At 60.3% G+C, this 15,752-nt stretch carries 14 protein-coding genes; 11 read left to right on the top strand and 3 right to left on the bottom strand.

The window, feature by feature from the left end; genetic code table 11:
* Nucleotide 1 precedes the first annotated feature (1 nt).
* From MESAU_RS12435 to MESAU_RS12445, 3 genes are read left to right on the top strand one after another with little or no spacing between them, the layout of a single operon-like run.
* Nucleotides 2–2,236, top strand: coding sequence for a GumC family protein (locus MESAU_RS12435; protein ID WP_015316386.1), 2,235 nt, complete (start codon nucleotides 2–4; stop codon nucleotides 2,234–2,236).
* Between the two features lie 34 nt (nucleotides 2,237–2,270).
* Nucleotides 2,271–3,578 (top strand): lipopolysaccharide biosynthesis protein, encoded by a 1,308-nt coding sequence (locus MESAU_RS12440; protein ID WP_015316387.1) that lies wholly within the window; start codon nucleotides 2,271–2,273, stop codon nucleotides 3,576–3,578.
* A gap of 1 nt (nucleotide 3,579) precedes the next feature.
* Nucleotides 3,580–4,641: a glycosyltransferase family 2 protein gene (locus tag MESAU_RS12445; RefSeq protein WP_015316388.1), complete on the top strand. Its 1,062-nt coding sequence runs from the start codon at nucleotides 3,580–3,582 to the stop codon at nucleotides 4,639–4,641.
* A 132-nt stretch (nucleotides 4,642–4,773) separates the two neighbouring features.
* Here the strand turns inward: MESAU_RS12445 and MESAU_RS12450 are convergent, their stop codons facing one another.
* Nucleotides 4,774–5,475: a helix-turn-helix transcriptional regulator gene (locus MESAU_RS12450; protein ID WP_167331115.1), complete on the bottom strand. Its 702-nt coding sequence runs from the start codon at nucleotides 5,473–5,475 to the stop codon at nucleotides 4,774–4,776.
* Nucleotides 5,476–5,659: 184 nt separating this feature from the next.
* On the opposite strand from MESAU_RS12450, the gene MESAU_RS12455 reads away from it, so the two are divergent.
* Entirely contained in the window at nucleotides 5,660–7,399 is a 1,740-nt protein-coding gene (locus MESAU_RS12455; protein ID WP_015316390.1) for a PAS domain S-box protein, read from the top strand.
* A 1-nt stretch (nucleotide 7,400) separates the two neighbouring features.
* Here MESAU_RS12455 and MESAU_RS12460 read toward each other — a convergent pair whose 3' ends face one another.
* Nucleotides 7,401–8,072: a LuxR C-terminal-related transcriptional regulator gene (locus tag MESAU_RS12460; RefSeq protein WP_015316391.1), complete on the bottom strand. Its 672-nt coding sequence runs from the start codon at nucleotides 8,070–8,072 to the stop codon at nucleotides 7,401–7,403.
* 421 nt (nucleotides 8,073–8,493) lie between these two features.
* Here MESAU_RS12460 and MESAU_RS12465 point away from each other — a divergent pair, with 421 nt between their 5' ends.
* The 7 genes from MESAU_RS12465 to MESAU_RS12495 all read left to right on the top strand — a co-directional run bounded on the left by MESAU_RS12465 (nucleotide 8,494) and on the right by MESAU_RS12495 (nucleotide 15,384).
* A complete protein-coding gene (locus tag MESAU_RS12465; RefSeq protein WP_015316392.1) occupies nucleotides 8,494–9,216 on the top strand; it encodes a nucleotidyltransferase family protein in 723 nt (240 codons plus the stop codon).
* Nucleotides 9,217–9,249: 33 nt separating this feature from the next.
* Nucleotides 9,250–10,386: a DegT/DnrJ/EryC1/StrS family aminotransferase gene (locus tag MESAU_RS12470; RefSeq protein ID WP_015316393.1), complete on the top strand. Its 1,137-nt coding sequence runs from the start codon at nucleotides 9,250–9,252 to the stop codon at nucleotides 10,384–10,386.
* Nucleotides 10,383–11,057, top strand: coding sequence for a sugar transferase (locus MESAU_RS12475; RefSeq protein ID WP_015316394.1), 675 nt, complete (start codon nucleotides 10,383–10,385; stop codon nucleotides 11,055–11,057). The genes MESAU_RS12470 and MESAU_RS12475 overlap by 4 nt, the downstream gene beginning before the upstream one ends.
* Before the next feature lie 64 nt (nucleotides 11,058–11,121).
* The gene (locus tag MESAU_RS12480; RefSeq protein WP_015316395.1) at nucleotides 11,122–12,126 is read left to right on the top strand and encodes an SDR family NAD(P)-dependent oxidoreductase; all 1,005 of its coding nucleotides are present in this window, start codon (nucleotides 11,122–11,124) and stop codon (nucleotides 12,124–12,126) included.
* Nucleotides 12,123–13,385 carry a hypothetical protein gene (locus MESAU_RS12485; RefSeq protein WP_015316396.1) on the top strand — a complete coding sequence of 421 codons (1,263 nt, stop codon included), beginning with the start codon at nucleotides 12,123–12,125 and terminating at the stop codon, nucleotides 13,383–13,385. Before MESAU_RS12480 ends, MESAU_RS12485 begins: the two co-directional genes overlap by 4 nt.
* A gap of 43 nt (nucleotides 13,386–13,428) precedes the next feature.
* On the top strand, nucleotides 13,429–14,631 hold the full coding sequence (locus MESAU_RS12490; RefSeq protein WP_224683145.1) for a polysaccharide biosynthesis/export family protein: 1,203 nt from the start codon (nucleotides 13,429–13,431) through the stop codon (nucleotides 14,629–14,631).
* A gap of 60 nt (nucleotides 14,632–14,691) precedes the next feature.
* The gene (locus MESAU_RS12495) at nucleotides 14,692–15,384 is read left to right on the top strand and encodes a N5-glutamine methyltransferase family protein (RefSeq protein WP_015316398.1); all 693 of its coding nucleotides are present in this window, start codon (nucleotides 14,692–14,694) and stop codon (nucleotides 15,382–15,384) included.
* Between the two features lie 54 nt (nucleotides 15,385–15,438).
* On the opposite strand, the gene MESAU_RS12500 is transcribed toward MESAU_RS12495, so the two are convergent.
* The gene (locus tag MESAU_RS12500; protein ID WP_015316399.1) at nucleotides 15,439–15,714 is read right to left on the bottom strand and encodes an acyl carrier protein; all 276 of its coding nucleotides are present in this window, start codon (nucleotides 15,712–15,714) and stop codon (nucleotides 15,439–15,441) included.
* Nucleotides 15,715–15,752 lie beyond the last annotated feature (38 nt).

A 15,752-nucleotide genomic window follows, 5' to 3' on the forward strand; every position in this document is an offset into this window, starting at 1 on the left:
AATGGCGGGTTCCGCAGTCAGCCGAATTGAATTGCCACGAGCCACCCCGGTGGCTGCCCCGGCTCCTGAAAGCAGGGCCCGCGTACGGCCTCCCAGAAGCGCCCCGAATTCAGCAACCCCGTCTCGCCAACTGCTGGTGACATTGGCGAGCAGGAAATGGATCATTCTGCTCTTCGCGGTTGTCGGCGGCATCTTGGCGGCCTTGGCGGGAATAACCCGCCCTACCATGTACGAAGCCACCAGCCAGCTTATCATAGACGCTCCTGCCAGGGCGGCCCTTCCCGCCAGCCCGGGCTCAGCGCAGGACATGATCGATTCAAGCATTGACGACCACATCACGATGCTCTCGTCGGAGAGCCACCTTCGTCGAGTCGCCGCAGCGCTGCGTCAACCGAGCCCGGCCAACGCGACCGCACAACCGCAAGCCGGGAAGGGAAGCTCCAGCCAGGGGCCAACGCCCGCCGATCCGCCGACATCGCACTCTTTCGCTGGCGATCTGCTGAAGCGCCTTTGGCCGCGGGATGTTGTATCCACCAATGCGCCGCAAGCAGCAGAGGCCGCCGAGATGAAAGCGCTGCGCAAAGGGGTAAGGGTCGGACAAGAGCTCCGGTCCCGGGTCATTTCCGTCGGCTTCTCGGACGATGACCCGGCGCGCGCGGCGCTGGTGGCCAATACATTCACCAAGATCTATGTCGACGACCTCGCGCAGAAAAGTCAGGCGTCGAACATGCAGGAACTTGACGCCGTCGTCGCCAGTTTGCCCAAACTGCAGAATGAACTGGTGGATGCGTCCAATCGGCTCGAGGAGTATCGGCTGAGCCATGGCGCGGTCGATCAAGGCTCGGCTGACAAGGTGGCCGGGGAGAGGGCGGATCTCAGCCAACAGATATCGATGTCCAAAGCGGATCTGGCGGCGCTGGAGTCCCGGCTCCAGCGTATCCAGGAGCTTCGAAAGCAGGGCGCGCCGGCCGCGACCCTGGCCGAGGCCGCCGGCACGCAGGAGTTGGCCGACCTTTCGGCTCGCGTGGCCAGGGCGCCAGCGGACAAGGATCTGGCCAATGCCTTTTCCGTCGCGATCGAAAAGGTAATCGCTGATATCGTCGCTGAAGCGGACATCTATCGTGCCCAGGTCGAGGCTCTGGGAAATCGAATGCGTGTGCTCGATGCGGTCGCGGCCGACACGGCCAGCCGGCTCGCCGGTTTGCGGGCGCTCGAACCTCAAGTCAGCCTCCTGACGCAACGCTACAACGAACTTCTCGGCCGCCAGCAGGACCTGAAGCGGCGCATCGGAGCTCCGTCCGCCGGGGTCTCGGTCCTTTCCGTTGCATGGCCGCCGACAATTCCGCAGACATTGCCGCCGGTTTTTTTGGTTCCACCGGGAATGATTGCGTTCGGCCTCCTTGGCGCCGTTTTGGTCCTCATGCGAAATCGCTTCGATCGCACCTTGCGCGGTGAAGCGGAGGCGGAAGCCGTGCTCAGGATACCGTGCGTGGGGCTCGTGCCCGAACCGGGCAGGATGCACGCCAAACAGTTGCGTGACTTGGTTTTGGGCCAGCCCAAGTCGGCCTACAGCCGTGCGGTGACGTCGCTGCTGGTCGCGGCCGCGCCAAATCAGGCAAGGGGTCGTGCTCCGCACACGATCCTGCTCACGCCAAGCGTCCGGGCTGACGGAGCGACCGAGCTTGCGTGGGGCCTGGCCTTGGCGGCCACCCGACTGGGCAATCGTGTTCTTCTGGTGGATCTCCAGCGGGCGGGCTCCCAACTTACGCCCGAGTTTCTGCGCCAGTTCAACGGACCCAAGGCTCGTCATTCCTTCGCGGATTACATCAGCAGTCGTTGTACCTTGGATGACGCGGTCGCCAGCATTCCCGAAATTGGCATCGACCTGACGACCATGGCACCTGCAGAAGATCTTTTGGCTCTCCTGGCGCGTGTCGACACCGCCAAGTGCAGGGAAGATTTGCACTCGGCGTACAGCCTCGTCATCATAAACGGGCCATCGGGGCTGGCTGGGCCAGAAGCCATGTTCCTCAAGAGTTGGGCGGACGCGGTTCTCGTTACCGTTCGCTGGGCAAGAACCTCGCGGCATGTCGCGCGCGGGGTGGTGGAGCAGCTCCTGAGCGACGGAACGCTCTCGGTTCCGGTGGCGAGCGTCCTTACCCGGGTGAACCTCACCCGGTACGGCAGGTATCGGTTTGGCGACAGTGCCGATCTTTTGCGCGAGAGGATCTCATGAATTCGACCGGCACCGGCCGTAAGCAAGGCTCGCCATGATCCGACTTCCGCAAAGCCCGATCGGCAAGGTCCTTCGAGCGGCCGGTGGCGTGTCGGCCATGGCGATTGCCGGTCAGCTCATTCTTGTCGCGACCATTCCGGTGTTGGCCAGGCTCTACTCTCCTGCTGATTTCGGCTTGTTCACGATCTATCTTTCGACCGTGAACATACTGGGGGCGGTCGCGGCACTGCGCTTTGAGGCTTCGCTGTACGGCGTCAAGAGCGACGCGCAGGCATACGTCACGGTTAAGCTCATTCTTTTGGCCGTGTCGGCAACCGGCGTTCTTGCTTTGACGGCGGGGGTCATGTTGTCGAGCACCGTTCCGGTCCGCGCTGTTGACCTTGTGTGGCTGGTCCCGATCGGCATGGCAGGCGCAGGTCTTGTGGAGACCATGAATTGCTGGAGCCTGCGTGCCGGCCTGCTGCGCGACTTCGCGCTCGGCCGCTTGATCTTGCCCGCGACGATGGCGTTGTTGCAACTGATGTTCGGCATCGTCCATCTCGGAGGAGAGGCGATGGTGCACGCTCACATTCTCAGCCAATTCATCTTCATTGGGTTCCTTGGCGTTCGGATTTTCCGCTGGGAGGACGTGTGCGGTATTGCCCGCGCGCCGTGGCAAACGGTCTTTGAAAAGGCCAGGCGCGAATACAAATTTCCACTGTTCGACATCCCGGCAACGGTCGCAAGTTTCGCCATCAACAACCTTCCGGCGATACTCGTCGGCTCAATGTTCGGGACCGCCTATGCGGGCTATCTGGGCGTCGCGTCGCGGCTCGTCACCGGCCCCGTCACGCTCATAGCCACGCCGCTCAGCAATGTCTTTGTCGCCGAAGCCAACAAGGGCGGCGGCCGCAGGCATCTGCTCGGCCTCGCACGAGGCCTGCTGATCCTTGCCGGCGGGCTCACTTCACTGCCCATTCTGGCTCTTGGCCTCGCCGCACCGCAGCTCGTCGTACCCCTATTGGGACGGCCATGGCTGCCCGCCGCCGAAATCATGACGGCGCTGGCGTTCATGGGCGCGGTGCAAGCTTTGTCGACGCCGCTTCAGGATGTGCCGGCTCTCCTGCGACGGCAGGAGGTGCGCCTGGTCGTCGATGCCGTAAGGACGGTGCTCGTGTTTGGTCCGCTTCTAGCCGGCGCCAGAGCTGGCTGGGAACCTCTCACTGTCATTTATCTCATGGCTGCCGGCGGCGCCGGGGGCTTCTTCATCAAGACGGCAGCCTCTCTCTATCTGTTGAAGCAAAGTGTTCAACCGGACGAGACGTCGCCTCGCAGCCGGTGCATCGCCTTGGAGGAAAGATAACATGACGCAGATGGACAGTCGCGACGCCCTTCCTTCCGCAGCCTTGCCAACAGGGGTCGGACCTTCGCAAGATGAGGGGTCGGCGGAGTTGGTGACACTGCGGCCGTTCATTTCAGTGGCCATCCCGACCTTTCGCAGGCCAGATACCATTCGAAGGACAATCGACAGCATCCTCCAGCAGGATTTTGCGAATTGGGAACTGGTGGTTAGCGACGACGAGGGGCAAGGAGGGCTGTCCTGGAGGATCGTCGACGACTATGCGCGTGCCGACGGTCGCATCCGGATTGTCGAGAACGGCAGGGGGCGAGGCCAGGTCGAGAATACCAACAATGCCATGCTGGCTTGCACCGGCACCTGGATCAAGTTGCTGCATGACGACGACTGGCTCGCGCCCGGCGCGCTCAAGCGATTTGCCGAGGTGTCCAAGGAGCATCCCTCGGCCGCATTCATGACCTGTGCAGCCAATATCGTGGAAGACGGCAGGATCATGCTCCGCTCGACGCCATCGGAGCAAAACCGCGTTTCAGTCTATTCGAGCCAGCAATGCCTCAGGGATCTTTACCTTGTCCGGACGACGAGGAGCCTCGGCATCATTCCCTCGACACTGTTGATCAACAGCAAGGTTCTTCAGGCTGGATGCCGAATGCGTGCACACAAATCGATCCCCGCCGGCGTCGACCAACTGTTCTTCGTGGACCTGGCCGGTCACGGAGACATGGTTGCGATTAATGAGGGTCTGATTTTTTACGACGCGACCAACCATCCGAGCATCACCACATCGAAGAGCTACACGGAAGTGGACGAAGTTACGCTTGCGGTTAAGCAGCTTAATTGGCAGCTGCTCGAAAACAGAAGGAATCTTCCTGACCCTGAGAGCCTCTTGCGAGCATTGCGGGTTGCACGCGTACCCGCCAGATTTCATCACCAGTCCTTGCCCGTGACTATCCGCGACACGCTGCAAATTCTTCGCCCATCAGTGATGAAGATCGCAAGCCAGTACCTCGTGGAATACCTGTTCAGGATCCGCCCGGTCCTAGGGCCATGGTATACCCGAAGGCAGTGATGGAGCTGACCCGTTCAAGGCCGCGCACGGGACGCGGCACGCGCCGAACCGATTTATGGGGCACGGATTCACGACGGCCGCCCCTGCGGTGGCCACAAGGCTGGACACGATCATCCCCGGATGTTCAGGGAACTAGGGCAACACCGAGACGCGTGCGAGAAGGGTGACCAATTCTGCCTGACGCCTGGTTTCAGTTTTGGCGAACAGTGATGCGAGCTGGGTTCGGATGGTCGTCCGGCTGAGCGCACAGCTTTCAGCGATTTCCAACGGGGTGTAGCCCTTTGCCAACCGCACCGCCAGATGTGTCTCGGCTCCGGTCAAACCGAACATTCGCTGCAGGGTTTGAGGGTTGGGCGCCGATTTCGTCTCTCGGTCCAACAGGGCGACGACGATCGTGTTGTCGGCTGCGAAGAGGCCGCGCTCGTTGATGACAACGGGGCGATCTCCGCTGCTGCGGATCACAATCCATGCAAACGATCCGGGGTTGAGGTGGCACGGCACGTTCGCGATCAGGCTTCTGAGCGCTCCCGAAAGGCCGTCGGCGTTGTTCACCTGGCTGCCATAACCGCTGAGAATGACGCGCGCGGTGGCGTTCCACTTGAGGACTTTCCTGGTTTCGCTGAGCACGAGACATCCGTAGCCAAGGCGATCAAGCATACCCGGGAAAGAATGCAGCGGCGGTTGGTCACCTTCGGTGGCGGCAGCAGGCCTTTCAACCTGCCGGTCGGAGCTTGGGGCATGGCGCAAGGGAGACGGCCTGCTGCCAGGCCCCATGGCCGCCATCGCACGTTGCACTTGGAAAACAGTACTTCTCGGCCGTTCGACCAGGTTCATTGTCGTCACCACTTTCCGGTTTCGCTGTCAGATCGGCGCCAGCGCATGGGCTAAGTGTTGGAACTTTCTTCTGATGATTCTGATAGGCTGACATTTCGGCGCGCGAAAGCGAGCAGCAGCACTAGGTCCGATAACCAAAGGCTCTAAGCCGCATTGGCTAAGCCAAAAGTTGTAGGTAGTCAGGATGAGATTGCGGATAGGCGGTCCCGTACTGTCGGACAGGCTACGACAACATCTGGTTTCGTCGGCCGTCCTGCTGGCTACCCTTTTTATCGAGATGAAATCGTCGCTGACAGGTGGTGGCAGTGCGGCCTTTCTGGAATGTGTGCCGGCGATTGTCATCATCGCCTTCCTGGAGGACCGCTGGCCTGCGATGGCTGCCACGTTTGCCATGGTGGCTGTCGGCTTGGCAGTTCGCCTGGCGGCGAACGGTCAGTTGGTCGGCGATGATCTTTCCGGGGCCATTCTCCTCGCCTTGTCCGGCGGGATGATCGCCTTTCTTTTCCATCGTTCAAGGCAGGAGTTGAGGAGCGCGCTCGATGTCGCCGAGAACAGGCTTACCGCCATCGAGACGACCGAAGCGCGATATCGCTGGGCTTTCGAGCGGGCCGCCTTGGGATTTGCGACCGCAAATGACCGTGGTGAGCTGCTGCAGGTCAACATGTGCATGTGCAGTATGTCCGGCTACGCACAGGAAGAGCTCGTCGGCCAGCATATCGAAACGCTCGTTCATCCTGACGAGCGCGATCTGTTCGCCAGGCTTGGACGTGGTCTAAGCGCGGAGGCGCCGTCGTTTGGCTTGGAAATGCGCTTGAGAAGGAAGGATGGCACTGTTTTCTGGGCTCGCGTGACGCTCTCTTGGTCTGGTCCGGAGAAACAACTGCCGATGGGCATATTTGTCGTCTTCGAGGATATCACTGAACGCAGGGCTGCAAGCGAAGCGCTCTTGAGCCAAAAGGAATGGCTGGACCTTGCGCTGCTCGCCGGAAGGCTTGGCACATGGCGCGTGGACTACAAGGAGAGAATTGTCTCCGGTTCAGATCAATTTTGGGAAATTCTTGGTTTGCCGCCAGCCGCTTCCCGTCCTCTGGACGAGCTGTCGGCGATCATTCATACGGCGGACTGGCCAAAACTCGGGGCCCATTCAGAATTCATCGCGGCAACCGCCAACTACGACGCAGAGGTCCGAGTTCGGCGGTCGGACGGACAGTTCCGCTGGATTGCCCTGCGCGGCCGTGAGGACATCCGCGATGGCTATCATCAGCGGTTCGGGATCGCGGCTGACCTTACCGAGCGGCGGCAGACGACACTGTTGCGGGCTGCGGTGAGAAGACAGGAGCGGCTTATACTTGAACAGCGGCACCGGCTCAGTAATCTGTTTGCCGTGATCACGGCTGTCGTGAAAATGATCCCTGCTTCAGACCAGGATATTTCCAAGTACAGAGGAGATCTTTTAGAGCGAATTCGGGCGCTCGAATCCACGCACCTGCTGTTGATCAACAATGCAGAGTTATCATCTACGATCCGCGATATTGTCGCACATGCGCTTCGCCCCTACGCGGAGGCACACAGAGCAACGATCACAGGGCCTCATGTCAGAATCGTCGGAGGCGCTGCGGAAAGTTTCGCGATGGTCGTCCACGAACTCACGACAAATTCGGTCAAGCACGGGGTGCTCGGGAACTCCCAAGGCCAGGTGGAGGTAAGGTGGGGCGTCGCACCCGAGGGCTCGGACGGCGACATCGTGTTCGACTGGATCGAACGAGGCGGCCGAAATGCCAAGCCTGTCCTGCGGAAAGGTTTTGGGTCGATTGTCCTTGGCGCCGATGGAACGCCCTTGGTCGGTCACTCTTCGAAACTGGAAATGTCACCTGGTGGATTGCGATATCAGCTACGCCTATCCCAGGGCGAGATTCAGCCTTAACTTAGATCGTTCCAAGCCATGTCCTCATCAAAACAGCGACCTCGGTGCGGTTTCGGACTCCCAGTTCACGCAAGATTGCGGCGGCATGGATCTTCGTCGTGGCCTCGGCGATGTCGAGATCGCGGGCGATCTCCTTGTTCGAATAACCTTCGGCCATAAGCTTGAGCACGTCCTTTTGCCTTGACGTGAGCCTTCCCAGAGAACCTGGGCTGGCCAAGGCCTGGTGCGAAGCCTCCACGGGAGATCTATGCGTCTGAGGCGCGGCTGCGCCAGAGCTTCGCGACAGGAGGGCTGGTACATAGATGCGGCCTGACAAGATCTCTTTGACAGCCAGCACCACCTCCTCATCCGGCTGCGACTTCACGATGTAGCCGTGGAGGCCAACTGAAAGGGCCAGCAAAATTTCCGATCGTGAATCGTTTCCTGACACAATCGCAAACCTGCTTTTGGGATAGGCGGCGAGAACGTCGCCGAGCACTTCCTGGGTGAGCAGCCCGGGCATGTTCAGGTCCAGGATCGCAAGATCAATTGTTTCGTGTTCGGCCAGGAGCCCAACCACGGCATCAAAACAGGTCGCCTCGATTATTTCGGCTCCAGGGATTCCGGCTGTCAGCGCCATGCGCAAGCCACGTCGATAAAGGCCATGATCATCGGCTATGACGATCTTGTACATAGAAACCCCCACGCACAAACAACCCGCACTACCTGGCCGCGCCTTGCAGGAGCGCCGGTACGTCCAGAAAGGTGGACCCCGACGTCCTACAACCCCGTCCTGCTAATTACCGTACGCTAATGTAGCTCGGTTTTAGGAAAATGTTTACCTTCAATCGCAATTCAAGTGGGACCTTGGTCTGTTGCGCGTCTCGACCACGCCCGTCAGGTCCGCGGGATATGTTTCGTCCCCTACGGTTCCGGGATCAGAGAAATTCGCCCGTGCCATTCAAACGCACGACGACAGTATCCCGGTTCGCTCCCTAATCTCTCGCAGGTTCGGACAACTGAAACCCTGCTGCGCGAGGCGGTTCGCCGTCTTGGCTCCGGATGCGGTTTCAGCCGTCAAGGCCAACTCTGGCCATGTGCGTAGGGAGGATCGAATGAAAGCGGTAATTCAATGCGGTGGCATGGGAACGCGCCTTCGGCCATTTACATCGGTTTTGCCCAAGCCGCTGATGCCAATTGGCGCGCGGCCAGTCCTCGAGTTGCTGCTGAAATGGCTGCGGCGTAGCGGAATCGAAGACGTCTACGTCACCACCGGCTATCTCGGGCACCTGATCCGGAGCGTGTGCGGTGACGGCTCGCAGTGGAATCTGAGGATCCGCTACACGCAGGAAATGGAACCGCTCGGAACGATCGGCCCGCTTTCCTTGATCAGAGACGAATTGAATGAGCCGTTCATTGTCTTGAACGGCGATGTGCTGACCGACCTGAGCATCAGCCGGTTTACCGCAGCGCACCGCCTGCACAAAGACTCCGTCACGATAGCGACTTCGCTGCGGCTTACCAAGATGGATTTCGGTGTGATCGACGAGGTTGACAACACCGTCCAGGTGTTCCGCGAAAAGCCTGCGCTGTCGCATCTGGTAAGCATGGGCATCTACTGCATGAACCCGGACGTCCTCGACTTCATCCCATCCGGGATACCGTTTGGGTTCGACGACCTCATGCTGCAGATGCTCCAGGCCGGACGCGTCGTGCATGTCTACAAGCACGAAGGTCTTTGGCTCGACATCGGACGCGTCGAGGACTTCCAGAACGCGCAGACAGTTTCCTGGGAAGAGCAGTCGGCGTCCATCGAAGTGGCCGCCGCGGCAGCGTAACGGCCAGGCGCGAGGATCATCGAGGAGGTGACGATGCTCTTGGTAAGTTCCCCGGTCCTGGGAGTGCCAGAAAAAGCGGCTTTGGCGAAAGTGATCGACAGCGGTTGGCTGACGATGGGTGAACGGGTCCGGGCTTTCGAAGAGGCGTTTGCCTTGATGCACGAGGCAGAGGACTGCGTAGCGGTTAGTTCCTGCACCGCAGCCCTTCATCTTATCCTTCACGGATTGGGGATTGGTCCGGGCGACGAGGTGCTGGTTCCTTCGCTGACCTTCGTGGCTACCGCGAACGCAGTGCTCTATGTCGGCGCCACTCCTGTCTTTGTCGACATAGAATCGGCAGACGTCCCTCTGATGTCGCTCAAAGAAGCAGAAGCACGCTGCAGCCCTCGCACCAGGGCCGTGATCCTGGTTCATTTCGCCGGCTATCTTGCCGACAAGGACGCCTGGCAAGCATTCGCCAGCGCACGCGGGCTCTCGATCATCGAGGATGCGGCACATGCTCCCGGCCTAAAAGCGGTTGGCACCTTTGGTGCGGGCGCCGCCTTCAGCTTCTACGGCAACAAGAACATGACGACGGCGGAGGGCGGGGCCGTAATTGCCCGGGACCCCCAACTGCTGGACAGGATTCGCCAGGCTCGCGCGCACGGCATGACCACCGGAACACGCCAGCGACTGAACAGCCGCACCGCGCATTACGATGTGACTATGCTCGGCTTCAACTACCGAATGGATGAAATGCGGGCCGCGATCGGCTTGGTTCAACTCCAGAACCTGCAGGAGTGGAACGAGATACGGCGCATTCTTGTCGTGTTGTACCGGCGCCTTATCGCGTTGCGTTGCCCGGCAATCACAATACCCTTCGAAGAACCGCGAGCCTCGGCTTACCACATCATGCCGATCCTCTTGCCGCGCTACGTCAATAGGCAGCATGTCGTCGATGAACTGCGGGCGCAGGACATACAAACCACGGTCCATTACCCGCCCGTTCATCAGATGACCCTCTACCGTGAGCTTTACCCGGGTACTCACCTGCCGCGCACCGAGGATTTCGCGGAACGCGAGTTGACCATTCCGCTGCATCCTCAGATTACCGCGCCCGCGGTTGAAGCCGTGGTGGACGTCTTGGCGACCGCGCTCAATAGCGGCATCCACGCGGGAACCGCCGCATGAACGCGTTTGATCTGTCCATCCACCCGCCCGTCGTGTCAGGCGTGAGCCATGGTTTTAGCAGACGGGCGATGGATGTCGTGGCCGCATCCTTGGCCGCGATCGTTTTCGCGCCGCTGATGTTGCTGATTGCATTTGCGCTATTTCTCGAGGGCGGACGCCCCGTGCTTTTCCGGCAGCCTCGCATCGGTGCAGGGGGGCGCATGTTTCATATCTATAAGTTCCGCAAATTCGAGGTTCTGTGTGATCCTCAGGGCCCTGCGTTGACCAGCATAGGCGACCGTCGGCTGACGAAGATCGGGCGCATTTTGGCCAGCACCAAACTGGATGAGTTGCCGCAACTCTGGAATGTGCTCAGAGGCGACATGGCCATCGTCGGGCCACGGCCGGAAAGCCTCGCCTTTGCTGACTGCTTCCATGGCGGCTTCGAGGCGGTCCTAAGATATAAACCCGGCTTGGTCGGCCCGACGCAAGTTCTTTTCCGTCACGAAGCCTCTCTCTACCCGGTCTCAGGAGACCTGTCGTCCTTCTACAGGGAGGCGCTGTTTCCGATCAAAGCCAAGTTCGATCTTTCCTATTATCCCCGACGAACCATCGCTTCGGATGTTGTGTGGATGATCCTCGGTTTTCTGGCGGTAATCGGCTGGGTGCCTGTCGGGCTACTCAGGCGTTGAAGGCTGTTTCTGTGTGCGCGCTCGGCAACCGGAGCGCTTCAGGTGAAAGAAGGAACACCTGGTTATGAGCTACAATGGCAAGAGAGTTCTGGTCACCGGCGCGGATGGGTTCATTGGATCGCATCTGACCGAGGCACTCGTCCGCAACGGTGCCGAGGTGACCGCATTGGCCCTCTATAATTCATTCGACAGTCATGGATGGCTGGATGATCTGCCAGACGACATCCGAGGTCATCTGAAACTCGTTCGAGGCGATGTACGCGACGGTGCATTCCTGAACCGGATCGTGCGCGGCCAAGCCGTCGTGTTTCATCTCGCTGCGCTTATCGCGATCCCGTACTCATACGCGGCCGCCCAGTCCTATGTGGAAACCAATATCATGGGGACGCTGAATGTCCTTGAAGCGGCCCGCCAATGGGAGACGGAACGGATCATTCACACCTCGACCAGTGAGGTTTACGGCACGGCGCTCAGCATGCCGATCAGCGAGTCCCATCCTCTTCAGGGACAATCGCCATATTCGGCGTCCAAGATCGGCGCCGACATGATGGCGCAGTCCTATGCCAGATCGTTCGACCTGCCCGTCGTGATCCTCCGGCCGTTCAATACATTCGGGCCGCGACAAAGCGAACGAGCCATAATACCGACAATCATCCGGCAGGCGCTCGATCCAAAATGTGTTTCGATCATGGTGGGAGATACCAGCCCGGTCCGCGACCTGACCTTCGTCGAGGACACAGCGGCTGCCTTCCTGAGCGCGGGTTCAGCCACACTCGAATTCGGCCATGCCTATAATGCTGGAAGCCAGCGTGCCGTGACCATATCGGACGTGCTCGATCTCGTGCTCGAGCTGAGCAACTGCAAGAAGCCCGTCCACCGCGACGAGAGTCGATTGCGGCCGCAAAACTCCGAGGTTCGCGCTCTGCTGGCCGATTCATCACGGCTCGAACGTGAAACCGGATGGACTGCGCAAACGAGTTTGCGCCACGGCTTGGCCAGAACCATCGATTGGTGGCGGGCGCGCCTCGGCGAAGGTCGGGTACGTCGCGAAATGAGCTACATGACATGAGGTTTTACCCACTCCCATTGGCACTGCTCCTGATCGCCTTTGCTGTCCTGCTGCGGGCGGCCGACAGCCAGGGAAACAGCATGTCCACGACGTTCGTCGCGCCAATGCCGATGGATCTCCCAGATTATCTGCATCCCGCGACAGATCCGGCATTCGGCACGAATTTCATGCGCATCACCAAACCCGGCGCACTTGGGGGAGGTGTCGTGTGTGGGACGAAATATTGCAGTCATCGCTATTCGAGCGCTCAAGCCTGGAATGCGGACCAAAGCCTGCTCGTGCTGGCCAATGGCTGCAACGGGCTGTGCTTCCTCGACGGCAAGACATATGCTCCGCTATTCCACCGCGACAAAGGCGGTGAATGCGAATGGCATCCTCGAAACGCAGACGTGATGATCTGCGTTGAGGATCGGAAGATCTCGACATGGGCGCCAAGGACAAACCACGAAGACGTTGTCTTCGTCACGGCTCAATACCACGATCTGCAGTTCGGGCCGTCGAAGGGCAATCCAAGCCGTGACGGCAACCGTATAGCCGTCCGCGCTGTCCGCGCGGATGGAAAAGCGGTGGTGTTCGCCTTCGATCTCGCGGATCGGTTCAAATTCCCGGACATCGATCTCGCTCTGGTTCCCGGAACCACCAGCTCCTGTACCATCTCCCCGCTCGGCACGAACATCCTTTGCTTTCAAAACCTGGCCGACGGCACCGAGCAGAGGGCCATTTTCAGTGTCGATGGCACCTTGCGACAGAGGTGGACGGACCATCACCGCCCCGGCCACGGAGACCTTACGCTCGATGACGACGGCAGCGAGGTCTATGTAGGCATCAGCAAATCCGGCCCCGACAAGTATCACGTAGTCAAGCGAAGACTGTCCGATGGGAAGGTGACCTCCCTGACCGGATACGGCGAAGCAGAGCATGCATCGTCGCGGGCTCTGAAGCGGCCCGGCTGGGTCTTCCTGACCTATGGCGGCAACCCTGAGGAGGTATCGGCCAATCCAGGCTGGGCACCATATGCACGGGAAGTCATCGCGTTGCGCATCGACGGCAGCGGCGAAGTTCGGCGCATCGTGCAGACACGCAACGCGCCATTCGACTACTGGAGCGAGACGCATGCGTCACCTTCGCCGGACGGCACACAGGTGATCTGGTCCAGCAATTGGGGCGTGGCCGGTGGACCGGTTTACGACTTCGTCACCCGCGTCGACTGGCCCGAAAACCAGGACAAGAAGGAGATTGTCGCGAATGGTCAACCTTAGCCGATTCTTCCTTGCGACACTTGCGATGCTTTGCGCCCTGCCAATGACTGCGGCAGCGGATGCGACGATCTATCGAATTTCGCCCGGAGACACCATCGAGGTCGCAATCACCTCGCTTCCCGAGCGGACGCAGCGTGCGGTGGTGCAGATGGACGGCACCATCGTCCTCGCCGAGGCAGGCACGGTGCCTGTCGCCGGCCTGACTCCGTCCGAACTTCAGACGCGCTTGCAGGCGATCCTGCCGACCAAGATCTACCACATACGCATGCCGGACGGCCGTGAGCAGGTGGCGGTCGTCAGGCCCGGCGACGTGACGGCGACCATCGCTGAATACCGTCCGATCTACGTGACTGGCGAAGTGCTCGCTCCTGGGCAGCAAGCCTTTCGTCCGCTCATGACGGTTCGGCAGGCGATAGCCGTCGCCGGCGGCTTCAGCCTCTTGCGTGCACGGGCGAACCAGGCTGGGCCGGACCCAACGGACTTGCAGCGCGATTATGAGACGATCTGGGGAGAATACATCAAGGACTATTTCCACAGTGCGCGCATACGTGCCGAACTTCAAAAGCAGCCCGATTTCGACATGAAGGCCCCCCAGGGCTTTCCGCTGTCTTCTTCCCTCGCAACCGAAATCGCGCAGGCCGAGGCAGAAGGGCTGAAGCTCTCGCTGGACAATTTCGGGCAGGAGCAGAGCTTTCTGGAGAAGGGCGCCAAGGATGCAGCGACCCAGGTCCAGGCGTTGCTCCAGCGCGAGCAGGACGAAGCCGATGGAGTCAAGGCCGATGAAGAGGATTTGGCGCAGGTGACCAAGCTCTTCAAGGCTGGCAACCTGACCAACAACCGGCTCGCCGATGTCCGGCGCGCGGTACTTCTGTCCTCGAGCCGTGCGCTTGAAACTTCGGTCGAACTCATGCGGGCTCGGCGCCAACAGGATGATCTTGCAAGGCAGATCGAGCGCAATGACAACCAGAGGCGTGCCGGTTTGTTGAACGAGTTGCGGGATACACAGGCGCGCCTTGCCGACATCACCGCAAGGCTGCACGCGGTCAGCCAGAAATTGCAGCCGCAGGGAGCATCCGCCTTGCCGCAGCCGATCGGCGGCGAAACCGTGCGGGCCCAGGTGACGATCATCCGCTCCGTCGATGCGCAATGGCGCAAGCAGCCGGCCGACCAGGATACCGCGGTGGCGCCGGGTGATACGATCGAGGTCAGATTCAGCAGCGCGCTCGAAAGCGCGGCGGTGCAATAGACAATCCCTGCCGGCGTCGCCGGCAGCGGCAATATCTTCGATGTCGTTGCGAGAACGGTCGTGAGCGAAGAGATCAGCGTCGCCGGCGCTTACAACAAAGGCAGCATCACCTTCATGGGAATGGAGATCCTGGTTGCGCCCGGTGCGCTGGTGCCGCGGCCGGAAACAGAGCTGCTCGGCTCCATTGCCGTAGATGTTCTGCGCGCAATGGATCTGCCGGCGCCGCGTGTCGTCGACATGTGCTGTGGCGCCGGCAACCTGGCCTGCGCGATCGCTAGCCATATCCAATCCGTGCGAGTTTGGGCCTGCGATCTTACCGACGGCTGTATCGGCGCGGCGCGACGAAATGTCGTTCATCATGGCTTGACTGACCGGATTTCAGTGCATCAGGGTGATTTGTTCGAAGGCGTGTCCGGACTGGAGCTCGACGGCACGCTTGATGCCATCGTCTGCAATCCGCCCTACATTTCGGAGAAGCGGCTCGAGGGTGATCGCCGCCATCTGGTCGTGCTTGAGCCGCGAGAGGCATTCGCGGCCGGTCCTTATGGGCTCAGCATTCATATGCGGGTCGTCAAGGACGCGCTGCGCTACCTCCGACCAGGCGGCGTCCTGCTGTTCGAGGTGGGGCTTGGTCAGGACCGCCAGGTCATAAGTCTTCTGGAGCGCAGCAAGGGCTACGAGCAGATACGCACCTTCGCCAACCATGCCGGTGAAGTGCGGGTGGTCCTGGCAGGGGCCAGGCGGCAGGCATGACCGCGTTCGGCCGGTATCGGGCCGACCGTCCAGATCATTGCTTCTTGCGCCAGATCATTTCTTCTTGCGAACGATGAACCGCGCGATTCCTTGAATCGAATCGAGGTTTTCCGGCAGGAGTTCACTGTCTTCCACTGTGATGCCGAAAGTCTCTTCGATGAACCCGATCACCTCGAGCACTCCGGTCGAGTCGACGATCCCCTGATCGAGCAATGATGCGGTGAGGGATAGCGCCTTGACGTCCGCGATGTAGAAATTCGAGGCCAGGAAGCTGCGGATCTGGTTGATATGAATGTCGTCGCTTTCCGCGGCCGATATCATGGAATCCATCTAATCCATCCTCCGTTGCAAAGGCGACTTGCGATCGC

This window comes from Mesorhizobium australicum WSM2073 (assembly GCF_000230995.2).
In the GTDB taxonomy this organism is placed as follows: Bacteria; Pseudomonadota; Alphaproteobacteria; order Rhizobiales; family Rhizobiaceae; genus Mesorhizobium; species Mesorhizobium australicum.

Bases quoted from the DNA above. Each gene is read 5' to 3' on its own strand.
- MESAU_RS12435 (WP_015316386.1), top strand. From the start codon at position 2: ATGGCGGGTTCCGCAGTCAGCCGAATTGAATTGCCACGAGCCACCCCG.
- MESAU_RS12440 (WP_015316387.1), top strand. From the start codon at position 2,271: ATGATCCGACTTCCGCAAAGCCCGATCGGCAAGGTCCTTCGAGCGGCC.
- MESAU_RS12445 (WP_015316388.1), top strand. From the start codon at position 3,580: ATGACGCAGATGGACAGTCGCGACGCCCTTCCTTCCGCAGCCTTGCCA.
- MESAU_RS12450 (WP_167331115.1), bottom strand. From the start codon at position 5,475: ATGAACCTGGTCGAACGGCCGAGAAGTACTGTTTTCCAAGTGCAACGT.
- MESAU_RS12455 (WP_015316390.1), top strand. From the start codon at position 5,660: ATGAGATTGCGGATAGGCGGTCCCGTACTGTCGGACAGGCTACGACAA.
- MESAU_RS12460 (WP_015316391.1), bottom strand. From the start codon at position 8,072: ATGTACAAGATCGTCATAGCCGATGATCATGGCCTTTATCGACGTGGC.
- MESAU_RS12465 (WP_015316392.1), top strand. From the start codon at position 8,494: ATGAAAGCGGTAATTCAATGCGGTGGCATGGGAACGCGCCTTCGGCCA.
- MESAU_RS12470 (WP_015316393.1), top strand. From the start codon at position 9,250: ATGCTCTTGGTAAGTTCCCCGGTCCTGGGAGTGCCAGAAAAAGCGGCT.
- MESAU_RS12475 (WP_015316394.1), top strand. From the start codon at position 10,383: ATGAACGCGTTTGATCTGTCCATCCACCCGCCCGTCGTGTCAGGCGTG.
- MESAU_RS12480 (WP_015316395.1), top strand. From the start codon at position 11,122: ATGAGCTACAATGGCAAGAGAGTTCTGGTCACCGGCGCGGATGGGTTC.
- MESAU_RS12485 (WP_015316396.1), top strand. From the start codon at position 12,123: ATGAGGTTTTACCCACTCCCATTGGCACTGCTCCTGATCGCCTTTGCT.
- MESAU_RS12490 (WP_224683145.1), top strand. From the start codon at position 13,429: ATGACTGCGGCAGCGGATGCGACGATCTATCGAATTTCGCCCGGAGAC.
- MESAU_RS12500 (WP_015316399.1), bottom strand. From the start codon at position 15,714: ATGGATTCCATGATATCGGCCGCGGAAAGCGACGACATTCATATCAAC.